This window comes from Pseudoalteromonas sp. Scap03 (assembly GCF_013393115.1).
In the GTDB taxonomy this organism is placed as follows: domain Bacteria; phylum Pseudomonadota; class Gammaproteobacteria; order Enterobacterales; family Alteromonadaceae; genus Pseudoalteromonas.
Genome location: NZ_VDEU01000001.1, coordinates 18,384 through 35,955, shown reverse-complemented (window position 1 = coordinate 35,955; position 17,572 = coordinate 18,384). Strand labels below are relative to the sequence as shown.

The following is a 17,572-nucleotide window of genomic DNA, read 5'->3' as shown; positions in this document are numbered from 1 at the left end:
TAGGTTAAGTGAAACTACATTAGCATACTGTGAGTGTGATACTAAATGCGCTGATCCACAAGACGTTGTTGCTAAGGTAGAGCCAGCAATGGCAAAATAAGCGCTTAACACTGTGTATTTCAAAATAAAGAATAGTAGGTAAGGTTTAAATGGCTAAAGCGGCAAGAGTAGAGTTTGTTTGTACAGAATGTGGCATGAACTATCAACGCTGGCAAGGTCAGTGTCGCTGTGGCGCGTGGAACACTTTAGCAGAGTTTAAACCCTCTGCAGGGCAAAACAAAAAGGTAGCTGCTCGTGCAAGTGTAGGTGGCTATGCAGGCGGCATTGGTGGTGGTTCTAAAAAGATTAATGATGTAGCCACTGCAGAGGCTGAAAAACAGCTTACCGAAATTGGTGAACTAGATCGTGTGCTAAGTGGCGGTGTAACCACCGGCTCAGTTAATATTATTTCTGGCGATCCTGGGGCGGGTAAAACAACGCTGCTATCTGATTTAGTGGCAAGAATGTCTCAGCGTATGCCATCACTTTACTGTACTGCTGAGGAGTCCCTGTCGCAGTTTAAAAACAGGGTTAACCGGTTAAAGCTTAATTACAACGAAGATGAACTTTATTTACTGTCTGAGACCAGTGTTGAAACTATTATTGAAGAGCTTGATAAAAACAAAATTAAATTTGCCGTTATTGACTCCATTCAAGCAGTTGTTACCGATACCGCAAATGGTAGCCCTGGTTCGCCTTCTCAGGTGAAAAGTGCTGCTCAGGCATTAACACAGTACTGTAAGCAAAACGACGTGACTATGTTTATTATTGCTCACGTAAATAAGAATAATGAAATAGCCGGCCCGCAAACTCTAGTACATATAGTTGATGCACTGTTACATATTGATACCAACGATGGTCAAGTGCGCACCCTACGCGCTAATAAAAATCGCTTTGGTGATATAGATACTGTCGGTATTTTTAAAATGTGTGAACGCGGAATGCTCAGTGTTGATAACCCCAGTGAAATTTTCTTATCGGGTTCAACCACCGAGTCACCAGGGTCGACGATTACCTGTATTCGTAAGGGAAATCGTAATTTACTACTTGAAATTCAGTGTTTAACCACAGAAACCGAGGCAGAGTTTCCACAGCGAGTATGTGTTGGTTTAAATATGAATCGGATTAAAATGCTTACCGGTATTTTACGTAAGCACACTAAAACCAAAATATTCCACGATACGTTTTTTAATATTGTCGGTGGTTTAAAAATTGATGAATCAGAAACCTGTATTGACTTAGCGCTTGTTACTGCACTTTTGAGTAGTTTAAACGAATTCGTTGTTCCACGAACCACCTGTATTATGGGAGAGTTAAGTTTAAATGGTGATGTACGCCCAATCGACAGTGGTGTGCCCCGTGTTAAAGAAGCGGCGCAACATGGGTTTACTGAAATATTTATCCCATTTCGTAATTACCATAAATCCATGGAAGGGCTAGGTGCTAAAATAACGCCAGTTAAAACAGTGCACGAGCTACTTAGCTTAATAAATTAACGCTTACAGCGACTGCCGAGCAATGTTACTCTTTAGAGTAATACCGCTTATATACAGAATAAGGAAATAACATGAAGAAATTAGTGATTACAGCCGCGATTATTGCTGCAGGTGTGGGTGGCGTAAGCTATGCAAACTATGTAGCAACCCAAGAGGTACGCGCTGAGGTTGATAAGCAGTTGGCTTTGGTTAGCGAGCAAACAGGTGCAAGCTTTAACTATGCAGAGCTATCGGCGAGTGTTATTTCAAATAGTGTTGCTATTAGCAATATAGAAGTGACTAGCCCTGAGGGTAAAAATATTGCCACAGTTGAGCATGTGGAAGTAACAGGTTACGAAACCGATAAAATATCGCCACATACTGCTTTTACACTAAAGAATTTCCAATTTGATGAAGGTTTTGTCGCTACACTGCCAGCAGATACAAATACACAACTTGCCTCGGCCAGTTATGATTTACACTCATCATTAGATTACGATGAACAATCTGGAAACAGCGATATAGTTGTTAAACTACACGCCAACGATATTGCCAGCATTGATATGAATATGGGACTGGCTAATTCTAAAGCGCTTATGGATGCTTCACTAGAAATAAGCAAAGCTCAGCAAACAGCAGGTGATACCCCGCTTACTTATGAGCAAGAGTTACAACAGCAAACACTTATTATGCAAGCAATGAGCAAGTTAGAGCCACGTACTTTGAGTGTAATGCTCGATAATCAAGGTGAGTTAAGTACCTTGCTAGAAAGTGAGCTAGCCAAACAAGGTATGACACTAGAGCAAATGCAAATGATGCTGGCTCAACAGTTACAACAAGCGCCGGTAACCGAAGAAATAGCACAAGCATTAACTGACTTTGCTAAAGGCCTAAATTCGCTTAGTGTCTCGGCTAAACTACCGGAAGGTAAAACCATGATGGAAGTAAATCAGCAGCTAATGATATTAGCAGGGCAACCTGAAGAGCTGGTTAAGTTTATAAACTTAGAAGTTAAAGGCAAATAAGCACTAGTTATTAACCAGACTTTACATGTTAAATAATGAAAGCGTGAGTTTAGCTCGCGCTTTTTTGTGTCTTTATTAATTAAATATTATATATATTTGTAAAGTAACCTACTATTTTAAATGAAAGGTGATTGCTTGGATTCTGCTAAGGGACATGGGCTTGACGCTGCAGCTTTGCCTGCTTATTTTCTTCGCCTACTAAGTTACCAACTCGTAGCGTGATAAAGTCTCCCCTCGGTGAAACAAGTTTTAATTCTGAAATACAACAGCCCCTGGTAATTGGAGTTTTCTGTTTGAGTAAAAAAATAAAGTATTTGTGCATAATGTGGCTTGTTATTGTGTTTTCGATCCCATCTGTATTAGCTGCAGGTCCTGCTGTGCGTTTTGAGCGCTTATCAATAGAAAATGGGTTACCACAAAGCAGTGCAAAAGCGATTTTACAAGATCAGCAAGGGTTTTTATGGATCGGAACTGAGGAAGGCCTTGCGCGTTACGATGGTTATGAGTTTAAGGTCTTTAAAAAACAGAAAGATGATTTGTATTCGTTATCAAATAACTATATTAAGGTAATTACTCAAGGTAAAGACGGTGAATTATGGATAGGCACACGAGGAGGTGGTATTAACCGTTTTGATCCTACTACTGAGCGGTTTATCCGTTATATGCATGATCCAAACGATGCAAATAGTTTAAGCGATAACTCAGTGCACGCTATTACCCAAGACTCGCAAGGCAATATATGGATTGGAACAGATAAAGGTGGCCTGAATCGGTTTAACCCCAGTACCAAAAAGTTTACTCATTATCGCCATCAAGCTGATACTAAAAATAGTATTAGCGATGACGCGATTAGTGTTATAACTTCGGATGATAACGGCTCACTTTGGATAGGAACATGGAATGGGGGCCTTAACCATTTCAGTCCAAAAACAGGACTGTTTAGCCATTATAGTCATCAGCCTAATCAAATAAATAGTCTTAGCAATAATACTATTAGTGCCATTCATATAGATGATTTAGATAACTTGTGGATAGGAACACGTGGTAGCGGTTTAAGTTATTTTAATTTAGTAGAAAAAAAGTTTACCCATTATAAATATCAATCAAATAACGACAACAGTTTAAGTGATAACAATGTCGATGCAATTACGCCCGATAAACAAGGTAATCTATGGCTAGCTACGCTAGGTGGTGGGCTTAATTATTTTAATATTACCAAGAAACAATTTACTCATTATCGTTATGATGCAACAAATCCTAATAGTTTAAGCAACGATATTGTTAGAGCAATTATTTACGATCAGCATGATAACTTGTGGGTAGGAATGGACGGCGGAGGTCTCAATCGTTCAAATTCAATTGCTAGGCAGTTTACCCATTACAACCACCAAAGAACAGACCCTTACAGCCTTAGCCATAATATGATCAGAGCAATTACCCAAGACCGTGAGGGGTCATTATGGATAGGTACATGGGGAGGTGGGCTTAATAAATTTAATTCAGCTTCTGAGAAGTTTACTCATTATCGACATGATGACACCAGCAGCAACAGTTTAAACGACGATCGTATTTACGCAATAACCCAAGATAAGCAAGGCTATTTGTGGCTTGGGGCCGATCAAGGAGGGTTAAGTCGTTTTGATCCTTCAACAGAGAAATTTAAGCACTTCCGCCATGATCCAAGTAATATAAATAGTGTTCGTGGAGAAGCTATTAGTGTAATAACAGAAGATCGCGATGGATATTTATGGTTAGGCTCATGGCAAGGATTGAGTCGTTTTAATCCTCTTACAGAGCAGTTTGTTCACTACAATCATGATCCAAATAATAGTAATAGTTTAAATGATGATACCATCCGAGTGATCACCGAGGATCGTCGTGGTCACCTTTGGTTAGGTACATGGAAAGGAATTAATCATTTTAATCCTGATACACAAACGTTTACTCACTTCACTCATCAAGATACTAACCCTCGAAGCTTAAGTCATAATACCGTCTACGCAATCAAAGAAGACCATTTAGGTAATATTTGGGTAGGGACAGCCAGTGGTTTAAATTTACTTGATAAGGCAACGGGAAGTTTCACTCATTATTTTGAAGAAGATGGCTTAGCAAATAATGTCATTTACCGAATTGAAGAAGATAATACTGGTATTTGGCTGAGCACTAACCAAGGACTCTCGCACTTAAATACTAAAACAAAACGCTTTAAAAATTATAACGTTAGCGACGGCTTGCAGAGCAATGAATTTAATGCAGATGCCTCATTTAAAAGTAAAACGGGCGAGTTGTTTTTTGGTGGTATTAACGGGTTTAATCGTTTTTATCCAAATGATATTAAAATTGATAGTCGACCTCCAAAGGTGGTTTTTACTGATATGTTGCTGTCGAATAAGTCGGTACCAGTAGGTGAAGTTAAACGTAAAACGGCTACCCAAACAGAGATTGTGAATAACATTAGATCTGGATATAGCCTCGAAAAAGCAATTCACAGTACTTCTGAAATAACGTTAACTCATAAGCAAAACTTAGTTACTTTTGAGTTTAGTGGTCTGTATTTTTCTAATTCGAAAAAAAACCAATATGCATTTCAAATGGCTGGTTTAGATAACGAGTGGATAAAAACGGATTATAAAAACCGTCGTGCAACTTATACTAATTTACCTACTGGGGAGTATATTTTACGTGTTAAAGCGAGTAATCCTTATGGGGTTTGGAATGAAACTGCTACAGCATTAAAAATCAAAGTGCTACCGCCACCCTGGTTGTCGTGGTGGGCTTACACCGGTTATGTAGTCTTAGTTGTGTTGGCTATTTGGTTATTTGTGCGCGCGCAATATAAAAAAGTGCACTTTATTAAAAAAGTAAACGAGCAACTAGAGCTTAAAGTGGCAGAGCGTACTTTAGGGTTACAACAAGCGAATGCAGAGTTAGTAAAGTTAAGTGTTATCGACGAATTAACCGGACTCTACAATAGACGATTTTTAGCCAATAACTTACTTGCTGATATAGAGCTGGTCAATCGTAAATACTTTGAACACAGCGAGCAAAAAACACTAGCAACTATTAAAGATGCCGATCTAATTTTTTTCCTTATTGATATTGATCACTTTAAGCGAGTTAACGATGTTTATGGCCATACTGCCGGAGATGCCGTATTAATGCAGATAAAGGACGTTTTAAAGCAGATATTTAGAGAGTTAGATTATTGTGTTAGATGGGGCGGAGAGGAGTTTTTAGTCGTTGCACGTTTTTCAGAACGTAATAATGCCGCTGAATTAGCCGAAAGACTTAGAGCGGCTATAGAAAAACACGCTTTTAAAATTAGTGATAGCGAAACGATTAATAAAACCTGCTCTATTGGGTTTGCAAGCTACCCATTTCTACCCAATAGGCCTCAAGCATTGAGTTGGGAGCGGGTCGTTGACATTGCTGATCATTGTTTATATGCCGCTAAGAACTCCAATCGAAATGCATGGATAGGGTTGGATAATATAAGTTGCGAGGCGGACGGTTTATTTGCCCAGATTACAGAGAACACAACTGCATTAATTGAGACTAATCATCTGCAAGTAAAAAGCTCATTAAGCAAAAATATACAAATAAAGTGGCAGTAAATAAAAGCCGTACTTGATTATTCAAGTACGGCTTTTATTATTTTAGCTGATAGCTGATAGCTGATAGCTGATAGCTGATAGCTGATAGCTGATAGCTGATAGCTGATAGCTGATAGCTGATAGCTGATAGCTGATAGCTGATAGCTGATTATTTAGTGAAGAATACGAGCTCTAATTGTGCCCTCAACGGCACTAAGTTCTTTTAGTGCTACTTCAGATTGAACGGTATCTACGTCAATAACCACGTAACCAATCGCTTCATCCGTTTGTAAGTACTGTGCGGCAATATTAATACCGTGCTGAGCAAACGCTTGGTTAATTTGCGTTAGCACGCCAGGGCGGTTGTGATGCACGTGTAGCAAGCGGCTACGGTTGGCAAGTTCAGGCAATGATACTTCAGGGAAGTTAACTGCAGTAATGGTTGAGCCATTATCTGAGTACTTAGCGAGTTTACCTGCTACTTCAATACCAATGTTTTCCTGTGCTTCTTGAGTAGAACCCCCAATGTGCGGCGTTAAAATAACGTTGTCGAATTCACGTAGTGGCGAAATAAACTCTTCATCGTTTGATTTAGGCTCAACTGGGAATACATCAATGGCTGCACCGCTAAGTTTCTTCTCTGTTAGTGCTTCAGCTAGGGCGTTAATGTCAACCACAGTACCGCGAGAAGCATTAATTAAAATAGACCCTTGCTTCATCACGGCAAGCTCTGCTGTACCAATTAGGTTTTTAGTTTGCGGTGTCTCTGGAACATGTAAGCTAATAATATCAGCGCGTTGCAACAGCTGCGTTAAGTTATGTACTTGTGTAGCATTACCTAAAGATAGTTTGTCTTCAATGTCGTAATACTCCACGTTCATACCAATATTTTCAGCCATAATACCTAACTGAGTTCCAATGTGACCGTAACCAATAATACCTAAGGTTTTGCCGCGTGCTTCAAACGAGCCATTAGCTGTTTTTAACCAGCCGCCACGATGGGCAGCGGCATTACGCTGTGGAATACCACGTAATAACAGCAATATTTCACCAAGTACAAGCTCAGCTACAGAGCGAGTATTTGAAAACGGTGCATTAAATACCGCAATACCACGCTCACGCGCTGCGTTTAAATCTACTTGGTTTGTGCCAATACAAAAACAACCTACAGCAACTAGCTTTTCAGCTGCGTTTAATACAGATTCGTTAATATGAGTACGAGAACGAAGCCCTACAAAGTGCACATCTTTAATGCGCTCTATAAGTTCGTCCTCTGGCAACGATGTTTTAACGTAGTCGATATTGCTATAACCGTTACGTTTTAGCGTTTCAACAGCGCTTTGGTGAACACCTTCAAGCAAGAGAATTTTAATTTTGTCTTTTGCTAACGATACCTTACTCATAACCATATCCTATTTAATTTGTGGCCCATTTTTAGTGCCGATAATTACTTTATCAGCACCGCGCTCTGCAAATAGGCCGTTGGTGACTACGCCAACAATTTGATTTATTTGTGTTTCAAGCTGTTTAGCATGGGTAATTTTTAAATTATGTACATCTAAAATAACGTTGCCGTTATCGGTTACTACACCTTGGCGATAAACTGGGTCACCACCTAGTTTTAATAATTCACGGGCAACGTAGCTACGTGCCATCGGAATAACTTCAACCGGAAGAGGGAAGTCTCCTAAGGTATCGACTAGTTTTGTATCATCAACAATACATACAAACTGTTTTGCTACAGCTGCCACTATTTTTTCGCGGGTAAGCGCCGCACCGCCGCCTTTGATCATTTCATTTAAGGCGTTAATTTCATCTGCGCCATCAACGTATACATCAAGTGCTGCTACATCGTTAAGCTCAAACACTTCTATGCCAAGCTCTTTTAAGCGCGCTGTAGATGCTTCTGAACTTGATACTGCACCAACGATGGTGTCTTTAACTGTGCCTAGGGCATCAATAAAGTGATTAACGGTTGAGCCTGTACCTACACCTACTATGGTGTTTTCTTTTACAAACTCGAGTGCAGCCCACGCAGCTGCTTTTTTTAATTCATCTTGTGTCATTGTTGTCTGCTCATTGGTGTCAAAATAGGCTGTTAGTTTACAAGGTTAGTTGTTACCAACAGTAGATTTTATCGGGTGTTATGATCGTTTTTAGTGGTACATCCCACGATTCAATCGGTAACTCATCGACTTGTTGGCACGCATGTGCGAGGCCAATAAGTTGCGGTTGTTGCCAGTGTTGTTCGTATAAACGTGCCAATGTTCTATCGTAAAACCCACCTCCCATTCCAAGGCGATTACCAAATTTATCAAATGCCACTAATGGCATTAGAACGTAATCAAGCTCAGGTAAGGGGCATATTTGAGAGCAGTTCAACTTAGGCTCCAAGATACCATAGCGATTTGCTCTCATGGGTGAGTTTTTTTCATAGCGTTGAAATAGTAAATTAGCCCCATTAAATGGATGAATTACGGGCAAGTAAATAGCCTGGTCAGTGTTCCATAATTCATTAATTAACAATGAGGTATCTAATTCTCCATCATTACTTAAATAAAGCGCGATATGACTTTTTTTGGCCGAATTTATGCTTTTTAAGTGTTGAATAAAATTCACTTTAAGCGATTCGGCGGCTAATTCTTGCTGTTTTTTTGATAGGTTATTACGTGCTTTACGAATATCGTGTCTTATTTGTGCGCGATTATTACTCATTAAATAGCTTAACCGTAATTAAAAAGAGAATAAATTAGGAAATAATAAGTACATAGCAAGTACAATAAGCAATATTACGGCTGTAGAAATCAGCGAATATAAAACAAGGTTGCCGCGTTTTTTGGGCTCAGTAGAGAGGGGCTCATCAAGCATTAAATCGTCATCTTCCCATACTTCATTGTTTTCATCAGGTAATGATAATTCAACTTCAGGGAGGCGTTGCTCAATATCTTCTAGTTTTTCTTCAAGGCGAATTAGGCTACTGGTAATGTAATCTAGGGCGTCAAATAAGCGCTGATCTCGCTGGCTGTCGTAAGCTGTTTGAGGTGCCGTTTGTGTAGCCGCAGCTTGCTGAAGTTTGCTTTTAATCCCCAGCGTTGAAAGTAACTTAGCTTGCTTGAGTGCTTTATCTTTGGGGCAAGGGGCAAATAACGGTTTGCCATCAAAAAAAGCAGCCACTTTTTCTGGCGAGGTTTTCAGCTTTTCTGTCAGTGCAGTGGTCACTGCTTGGCTGTCTGCACCTTCTGCAAGTCCTACAAATATAACACGAAAATTGTCGGCCATTTTTTATCCCTAATACGCTTTATTGTATAAGCAGAGTATATACCTAAAATGTTAAACAGTTCGAGACTGTTTTACGACTAACTTAGTACACATAGCAAAACGGCCCTAAAAAGGGCCGTTTAAATATTAGCTAAGTGGCTTATAGACCAGCTGCTGCGCGAAGTGCGTCTGCTTTATCTGTGCGTTCCCATGGGAATTCGTCACGACCAAAGTGGCCGTAAGCCGCTGTTGGAAGATAAATAGGGCGCTCAAGATCAAGCATTTGAATTAGACCGTAAGGGCGTAAGTCAAAGTGTTCACGAATAAGTTCAATTAAACGCGCTTCTTCTAATTTACCTGTGCCAAATGTTTCAACACTGATAGAAGTAGGCTCTGCAACACCAATAGCGTAAGACACTTGAAGTTCACACTTATCAGCAAGGCCTGCAGCAACAATGTTTTTAGCAACGTAACGTGCAGCATAAGCCGCTGAGCGGTCAACTTTTGATGGATCTTTACCAGAGAAAGCACCACCACCGTGACGAGCCATGCCACCGTATGTATCTACAATGATTTTACGACCAGTTAAACCACAGTCACCCATTGGGCCACCAATAACAAAACGACCCGTTGGGTTAATGAAAAATTTAGTTGCGCTAGTAATAAGCTCAGCAGGAAGTACTGGCTTAATAATTGTTTCCATTACCGCTTCTACTAAGTCATTTTGCGATACATCTTCGCTGTGCTGAGTAGAAAGTACAACGGCATCAATACCTACTGGCTTGCCATTTTCGTATGCAAATGTAACTTGTGATTTTGCATCTGGACGTAACCAGTTAAGCTCGCCGCTTTTACGAACTTCAGCTTGACGCTGCACTAAACGGTGAGAATAAGTAATTGGAGCAGGCATTAATACTTCAGTTTCGTTACATGCGTAACCAAACATTAAGCCTTGGTCGCCAGCGCCTTGCTCTTCAGGGCTTGTACGGTCAACACCTTGGTTAATGTCTGGAGACTGTTTACCAATAGTGTTTAAAATTGCACACGAATCGGCATCAAAGCCCATATCTGAGTGTGTGTAACCAATTTCACGTACTGTTTTACGTGTAATTTCTTCGATATCAACCCATGCGCTAGTAGTGATTTCACCACCAACCATAACCATACCGGTTTTAACGTAAGTTTCACACGCTACACGGGCATGAGAGTCTTGCTCTAGGATAGCATCAAGTACCGCATCAGAAATTTGATCGGCGATTTTATCCGGATGACCTTCAGAAACAGATTCAGAAGTAAATAAATGTTTTGCCATTGTAATTATGCTCACAAATATTGCGCTTCACAAACGTCGGTATTAGCGCTAAAAAATTAAGGCGCGTATTTTATCTAAAACAAGCGAACTTGCATAGTTTTTTTACGCCTAGACGTCTAAATAAAATATATAATAGTAAAAGGTTCTTAAAAAATATTCATAATGTCCTATTTTTATGGGTTTTTAATTGCACACAGCCCCTACAATAAGTAAGAATGGAGGTATATAAATACCCGCGCAAATACATATAAAGGTAGGAGAATTCATGCCATCTCGCAAAGAACTTGCAAATGCTATTCGCGTCTTGTCAATGGACGCAGTACAAAAGGCCAAATCTGGTCACCCTGGAGCCCCTATGGGCATGGCTGATATCGCAGAAGTATTATGGCGCGATTATCTAAAACATAACCCAACAAATCCAGAGTGGGCTGACCGAGATCGATTTATACTCTCAAATGGTCACGGTTCAATGCTAATTTATTCTCTATTGCATTTAAGTGGTTATGATTTACCACTGGACGAAATTAAAAACTTCCGCCAAATGCACTCTAAAACACCAGGCCACCCAGAATATGGATACGCGCCAGGAATTGAGACCACTACGGGTCCATTAGGTCAAGGGATCACAAATGCCGTAGGTATGGCAATTGCTGAAAAAGCATTAGCCGCTCAATTTAACCGTGAAGGCCATGACATTGTTGATCACCACACTTACGCATTTATGGGTGATGGTTGTTTAATGGAAGGTATTTCTCATGAAGCCTGTTCGCTTGCTGGCACATTAGGCCTAGGCAAGTTAGTGGCATTTTGGGATGACAACGGCATTTCAATCGACGGTGAAGTTGAAGGCTGGTTTAGCGATGACACACCAGCACGTTTTAAAGCATACGGCTGGCATGTAATTAGCGACGTTGATGGCCACAACAGCGATGCTGTAAGTGCTGCAATTAGCGAAGCAAAAAGCGTGACTGACAAACCAACGCTAATTTGTTGTAAAACAGTAATTGGATATGGCTCACCTAATAAATCAGGTAGCCACGATTGTCATGGCGCACCATTAGGTGATGACGAAATTAAAGCATCTCGCGAGTTCTTAGGTTGGACGGGTGATGCATTTGAAATCCCTGCTGACATTTATGCACAGTGGGATAACAAAGAAAAAGGCCAACAGCTTGAAGCAAGCTGGGATGAGAAATTTGCTGCCTACGAGCAAGCATTCCCAGAGCTAGCAGCTGAATACAAACGCCGTACAAATTCAGATTTACCCGCTGATTGGGCTGAAAAGTCACAAGCGTATATTGAGCAGTTACAAGCAAACCCAGCAAATCCAGCATCACGTAAAGCATCGCAAAATGCATTAAACGCATTTGGTCCGTTACTACCTGAGTTTATGGGTGGCTCTGCCGATTTAGCAGGTTCAAACTTAACAATTTGGGATGGCTCTAAAGGCTTAACGGCAGACGATGCAAGTGGTAACTACGTTTACTACGGTGTGCGTGAGTTTGGTATGTCGGCAATTATGAATGGTATTGCACTTCATAAAGGCTTTATTCCTTACGGTGCAACGTTCTTAATGTTTATGGAATACGCACGCAACGCGGTTCGTATGGCTGCATTAATGAAGCAACCAAGCATTTTTGTATACACGCACGATTCAATTGGTTTAGGTGAAGATGGTCCAACTCACCAACCTGTAGAGCAAATTGCCAGCATGCGTTTAACGCCTAACCTTTACAATTGGCGCCCATGTGACCAAGTTGAATCGGCAATTGCATGGCAACAAGCTATTGAACGTAAAGACGGTCCTACATCATTAATCTTTACTCGCCAAGGCTTAGAGCAACAAGCACGTGATGCACAGCAATTAAGCGACGTTAAAAAGGGTGGTTACATCCTAAGTTGTGACGGCAACCCAGAGCTTATTCTTATTGCTACCGGCTCTGAAGTACAACTAGCGCAAGACTCTGCGAAAGAGCTACGTGCGCAGGGTAAAAAGGTACGTGTTGTATCTATGCCGTGTACTGATGCGTTTGAAGATCAATCGCCTGAGTACAAAGAAAGCGTATTACCAGCAAGCGTTTCACGTCGCGTAGCGATTGAAGCGGGTATTGCTGATTACTGGTACAAGTACGTAGGTCTAAATGGCGCCGTAGTCGGTATGACCACCTTTGGCGAGTCGGCACCAGCTAACGAGCTATTTGAATTCTTCGGCTTCACCGTAGAAAACATCGTTAACAAAGCAAACGCATTGTTTTAAGCGACTGCTTTAACATAAAAAAGCCCGCGCTGTGTAAAACAGAGCGGGCTTTTTTATGAGTTGTACTTTTATCACTGCCTCTAAAGCGCAGTGTTTCTAGCCCTCTTTGTGCATAAATCATTAAAAATTTATTTGAACACAGAGAAGTAAATGAGAAGAAAATGAGGCAATACAAAACCTAAATTACAAAGTCAATTCTGCTGTTTGATCACTTCTCTAAAGCGTAGCGTCTCATAGTCCTCTTTGTGCACAAATCATTAAAAGACCTGTTCGAAAAGTTTAGCCCGTTGCTCGAAGCAAATTCCCCTATAAAGTCGTTCATTTTTAATCTTTTGGCTGCTAAGTGAGTAATTTTCACAGCACTTAACTTGCAAGGCTTTTGTGTATCAGGCACTGTGGAGGTAGCAAAATTATAAATTAATAACAGGAGTTAACATGCCAAAGTTCGATAACGTTAGTGTGGTTAAAAAAGCCAATGTATATTTTGATGGCAAAGTATCAAGCCGAACTGTGCTTTTAGGAAATGGTGAAGCGAAAACCTTGGGTTTTATGCAACCCGGTGAATTTGAGTTTAATACCAACCAAAAAGAGTGCATGGAATTACTTGCAGGGCAGTGGGATGTGTTATTACCAGGTGAAAGCGAGTGGAAAACATTTAATGCGGGTGAGTCATTTAATGTTGATGCTAATGTTAGCTTTCATGTAAAAGTAAGTGATTTTGCAGATTATTGTTGTTCATACACAGATTAATTACATAATTGGTTGAATTATCAGCACCTCTGAAAAGCCGCTATCACGCGGCTTTTTGCATACTTAATGCTAAATGAATGATCTAAATCAGGTGGGGTAATAAATAATTGCTAAATTTAGCTATTTTCTCTTGTGTTAATTCGTTTAGCCCCCAATACTAACTATGAGGTAACATAAAAAAGGATACCCTATGAAAATTAATCTTTCTGGTCACCATGTTGACGTTACTGATTCTATTAAAGAACACATTAACGAAAAGTTTTCTAAAATTGAGAGTCATTTTCCATCATTGATAGCGCTCGACATTATTCTTTCAAAAGAGCATCACAAGTTCCAAGCAGAAATTAGTACTAATTATGAAGGTGCGCGAATATCGGTTAAAGGGGAAAACGAGGTTATGTACCCAGCTATTTCCAGCGCAGCTAAAAAACTCGATGCCGCACTAAAGCATCGTAAAGGGCAAATAAAAGCGAACTTACATGAAAAGCCTGTAAGTACCACACCTGAAATAGCACATGAAATCATCCAAGAGATGGATTTAAATTAATAACTAACAATGTGTTATTTTTAAAAAGAGCCTAAGGGCTCTTTTTTATTGTCTGTAAATTAGGTAAGTTATGCATTCACACAGTTTATTAATGATTAAAATTAATAATAAAAGCACATAACACACCAAATTTGAGAAGTTAATGCAGTACACACAAAGCACATGGAAGTCTCGGTTAGGAGCGCTCGGCCCAGGTATTTTAATGGCTACCGCTGCCATTGGTGGCTCACACTTAGTTGCATCGACTCAAGCTGGCGCATTATTTGGCTGGCAGCTATTTTGGCTTATTGTGGTGGTTAACGTTTTAAAGTACCCGTTTTTTCGTTTTGGTATGGAATACACACTCGCTACTAAAAATAGTTTAGTCGAAGGGTATAAAAACCAAGGGCCTGGCTATTTTTACAGTTTTATTGCCCTCAATATTATTGCCGCGGTGGTAAATACCGCGGGCGTATTGTTGCTTACTGCGAGCTTATTACACTACGCATTACCTATTAGTATTCCCGTTACCTTATTGTGCTGGTTAATATCGGCTGTGTGTTTAATTATATTATTACTAGGGCACTTTAAAGCACTCGATAATGTTGCAAAAGCTATTATGGGGCTACTTACTATAGCAACCATAACAGCATTAATTATTGCTATAAATAACGGCCCTGTAGCGCCTGTAAACTATGTTGGTCCCTCACCGTATGAACTTGCCATGTTAGGCTTTATGGTTGCCTTAATGGGGTGGATGCCAGCGCCTATTGAAATTTCGGCTCTGAGCTCGTTGTGGCTTAAAGAAAAACAAACTCAGCAAAGTGTGACTAAAAGCCAAGGCTTATTCGATTTTAATGTAGGTTATTGGTTAACTGCCGGGCTTGCGCTGGTATTTTTTAGTTTAGGTGCGTTAGTGCAATATGGGCAAAGCAGTAATATAGAGCTTGGCGGTGTAGCCTTTGCTAAACAGCTGATTGATATGTATGCACTTACTATTGGCGAGTGGGCAAGGCCTTTGGTATCAGCCATCGCGTTTTTGTGTATGTTTGGCACCACACTCACCGTGCTTGACGGTTACGCCCGGACACTTAACGAATCGCATAAACTTCTAGGTTTTAAGCAATCAAAACACAGCTTAAATACGTGGCTTATATTACAAGCATTGGCCGGTATGGCGGTGATCTTATTTTTTAAATCAGCTCTTGGGCCCATGCTTACCTTTGCCATGACGCTTGCGTTTGTAACCACACCGGTTTTTGCATGGCTTAACTTCAGCCTAGTTCGCTCAGAGCCTGCGATTAAACACAGTCTACTTTTGCGTGGCTTAACCTGGTTAGGCTTGGTGTACTTGGTTGGTTTTGCTATGGCGTTTGTGGTTTGGAAGTTGATGTGATTTTACTGACATAACAGAGCTTTAAGCAACCTTTAAGGTATAAATTTAATGGAGGTTATAGGATTAATAATAGCTTTGGCTCTATTTGATAATATCCAATCTTAAAGCGCTCATGCTCGACTATATTTAATAAGGAGGATTAAAAACAATTATTCTGATTATGAAAAGAAGTGCCATGCTTCTTCTTTTAGTATTTTTATAAATTACAGTATCGGTATCTTTAGTTTAGGTTATTGTTGGTCTAAAGGTTAAGGGCGAAAATTGCTGGGGCAAGTTTTTTTAGGTACACTATTAAACGTTTTACTTTCATGGCTGTTTTAATTCAGTGGTGAAATATTAGGATTTATTTATAAGGAAATTTAACATGTCTGCACACGCTAGAAAAGCTATTCAACAATTACAAAGACAAAGACAAATTCAGGCCGCTATTGGCAAAAATGAATATACATTTGTACAAATGAATACAACTGAATTCTTTGACTTTATTATTAATGTAAAAAGATTGAATGGAATGAACCAGTTTCAAATCAGTGAGTGGATTGAGAGAATATTAGTTAAAGCAAATATTAATTCGGATACCATTAATAAGTATAAAGAGTCGGCTAAATTATATTCTGCGGCAGTTCCAGTTACATTAGATGTTGCAGCTCTTGGAGCTCTTGCTTTAGAAGTGAGTCGTAGTGGGAACGTTTTTTCTAAATATCAGATTAAGACTTATAATGGTAAGCCACATATTATATTTAAAGGTTATGCAGGTCTGAGAAAACACTTAACAGGTACCAAGTATTTGGCACATAATCCTAAAGTTGTTTCATTTGGAATTGGTAAATTGGGTGTTGAAAAAGCCATTAAAGGTGGTTTTGTTGTCACTATAATCATTTCAGCATTTTTTCACAGTATTGAGCAAATGATTAATGATAAAGCTACATGGCATGATTTTATTGGTGGTATGGCTGTAGATATAAGTATTGCTGCTGTATCGTCTGGAATTGCTTGGGGACTAATTTCAACTTATGTAGGCGGTACTGCCGCAATGCTCGCTATAGGCCCAATGGTAGCAGTAGTTATCATTGGTACTGTACTTACCCTTTTAACATATGCGTTTATTGATTCTGATGAAATGACTAAAAAAATGTCAAATAGCTTGCGAGTAATGGAAGAGAATATAAAAAATAGTGTGTCTCAGTTAAAATATGAATTAGATAGGGCTGAGCAAATGTACGATAACAATCCAATTGAGTTTATACACCGCTTATTTGGTATTCCTTACTCAGGAAGACGATACTAAAATGGCAAGTTCGGCTAATCAACTCTCACCTGTCAACCCTAAAAAGGGGTGGTTTTCTATAGGCGTTTTATGTTTAATCATTACTCTCTATGCCTACAGCTTTGAATTAGAAATTAGCACATTAAGTCTTATTGCTGAAAATGTAATTTCGTTAAAAATTAAACCTGTAGTAATTCCTTTGATAGTTATGATGCCCGCTTTTTTTGTACTCATCTACGGGATTTATCAAAGAATGTATGGTGATATATCAGAGAAATCGATGCGAAGGGGGCTGTTTGTTATTATAGGATGCTTCCCTCTATTTCTGATTACCTGGTGGATTTACAGCTGGCAACTTAGTGATAAGCTTGAAAGTGAAGGCTATTCCATTTGTCACTGGTATTCAGGAGCTTCACTAGGGGCTCCAAAAATTTGGCTTTCAGACCCAAGTTACTGCATTGAAGACGGTTATTTAGTAAGGATTGAATTACTTGAATGGCTAAAGCAGCAGCGGTTAAGTGGAAAAAAACCATCCATTGAAGTCTTCGAGAAGCAATTAGAACTCATGCTCAGTGAATACCATCAAAAATATGGTGTATGAACTACTTAAAATACATTAACTAAGTTCTTTTATCGCTTTACTTACCCCATCTAAACTAAGTGGGTACATG

Annotated in this window: 14 protein-coding genes; 9 read left to right on the top strand and 5 right to left on the bottom strand. The window is 39.7% G+C overall.

Features of this window, described 5'->3' with window-relative positions; all coding sequences use genetic code 11:
- Positions 1–149: 149 nt before the first annotated feature.
- The 3 genes from radA (at position 150) to FHG08_RS00155 (ending at position 6,156) form a co-directional block, all read left to right on the top strand.
- A complete protein-coding gene (gene radA, locus FHG08_RS00165; protein WP_178956483.1) occupies positions 150–1,535 on the top strand; it encodes a DNA repair protein RadA in 1,386 nt (461 codons plus the stop codon).
- A gap of 71 nt (positions 1,536–1,606) precedes the next feature.
- Positions 1,607–2,539: a hypothetical protein gene (locus FHG08_RS00160; protein WP_138608762.1), complete on the top strand. Its 933-nt coding sequence runs from the start codon at positions 1,607–1,609 to the stop codon at positions 2,537–2,539.
- 293 nt (positions 2,540–2,832) lie between these two features.
- On the top strand, positions 2,833–6,156 hold the full coding sequence (locus FHG08_RS00155) for a ligand-binding sensor domain-containing diguanylate cyclase (protein ID WP_178956482.1): 3,324 nt from the start codon (positions 2,833–2,835) through the stop codon (positions 6,154–6,156).
- Between the two features lie 152 nt (positions 6,157–6,308).
- On the opposite strand, the gene serA is transcribed toward FHG08_RS00155, so the two are convergent.
- The 5 genes from serA to metK form a co-directional block, all read right to left on the bottom strand.
- Entirely contained in the window at positions 6,309–7,538 is a 1,230-nt protein-coding gene (gene serA / locus FHG08_RS00150) for a phosphoglycerate dehydrogenase (RefSeq protein WP_178956481.1), read from the bottom strand.
- 9 nt (positions 7,539–7,547) lie between these two features.
- Positions 7,548–8,201 carry a ribose-5-phosphate isomerase RpiA gene (gene rpiA / locus FHG08_RS00145; protein ID WP_138609384.1) on the bottom strand — a complete coding sequence of 218 codons (654 nt, stop codon included), beginning with the start codon at positions 8,199–8,201 and terminating at the stop codon, positions 7,548–7,550.
- Positions 8,202–8,253: 52 nt separating this feature from the next.
- The gene (locus tag FHG08_RS00140; protein WP_178956480.1) at positions 8,254–8,850 is read right to left on the bottom strand and encodes a 5-formyltetrahydrofolate cyclo-ligase; all 597 of its coding nucleotides are present in this window, start codon (positions 8,848–8,850) and stop codon (positions 8,254–8,256) included.
- 18 nt (positions 8,851–8,868) lie between these two features.
- On the bottom strand, positions 8,869–9,414 hold the full coding sequence (locus FHG08_RS00135; RefSeq protein ID WP_075169738.1) for a hypothetical protein: 546 nt from the start codon (positions 9,412–9,414) through the stop codon (positions 8,869–8,871).
- Between the two features lie 139 nt (positions 9,415–9,553).
- A complete protein-coding gene (metK, locus tag FHG08_RS00130) occupies positions 9,554–10,705 on the bottom strand; it encodes a methionine adenosyltransferase (RefSeq protein ID WP_008110316.1) in 1,152 nt (383 codons plus the stop codon).
- 265 nt (positions 10,706–10,970) lie between these two features.
- Between metK and tkt the strand changes: the two genes are divergently transcribed.
- The 6 genes from tkt to FHG08_RS00100 all read left to right on the top strand — a co-directional run bounded on the left by tkt (position 10,971) and on the right by FHG08_RS00100 (position 17,502).
- The gene (tkt, locus tag FHG08_RS00125; protein ID WP_178956479.1) at positions 10,971–12,962 is read left to right on the top strand and encodes a transketolase; all 1,992 of its coding nucleotides are present in this window, start codon (positions 10,971–10,973) and stop codon (positions 12,960–12,962) included.
- A gap of 435 nt (positions 12,963–13,397) precedes the next feature.
- Complete coding sequence (locus tag FHG08_RS00120; protein WP_010387728.1) at positions 13,398–13,712, top strand: pyrimidine/purine nucleoside phosphorylase; 315 nt, start codon at positions 13,398–13,400, stop codon at positions 13,710–13,712.
- A 190-nt stretch (positions 13,713–13,902) separates the two neighbouring features.
- Entirely contained in the window at positions 13,903–14,259 is a 357-nt protein-coding gene (gene hpf, locus FHG08_RS00115) for a ribosome hibernation-promoting factor, HPF/YfiA family (RefSeq protein WP_008110321.1), read from the top strand.
- Positions 14,260–14,401: 142 nt separating this feature from the next.
- The gene (locus tag FHG08_RS00110) at positions 14,402–15,634 is read left to right on the top strand and encodes an NRAMP family divalent metal transporter (RefSeq protein ID WP_178956478.1); all 1,233 of its coding nucleotides are present in this window, start codon (positions 14,402–14,404) and stop codon (positions 15,632–15,634) included.
- A 364-nt stretch (positions 15,635–15,998) separates the two neighbouring features.
- Positions 15,999–16,922, top strand: a complete 924-nt coding sequence (locus FHG08_RS00105; protein WP_178956477.1) for a hypothetical protein — start codon at positions 15,999–16,001, stop codon at positions 16,920–16,922.
- Position 16,923: 1 nt separating this feature from the next.
- Entirely contained in the window at positions 16,924–17,502 is a 579-nt protein-coding gene (locus FHG08_RS00100) for a hypothetical protein (protein WP_178956476.1), read from the top strand.
- Positions 17,503–17,572 lie beyond the last annotated feature (70 nt).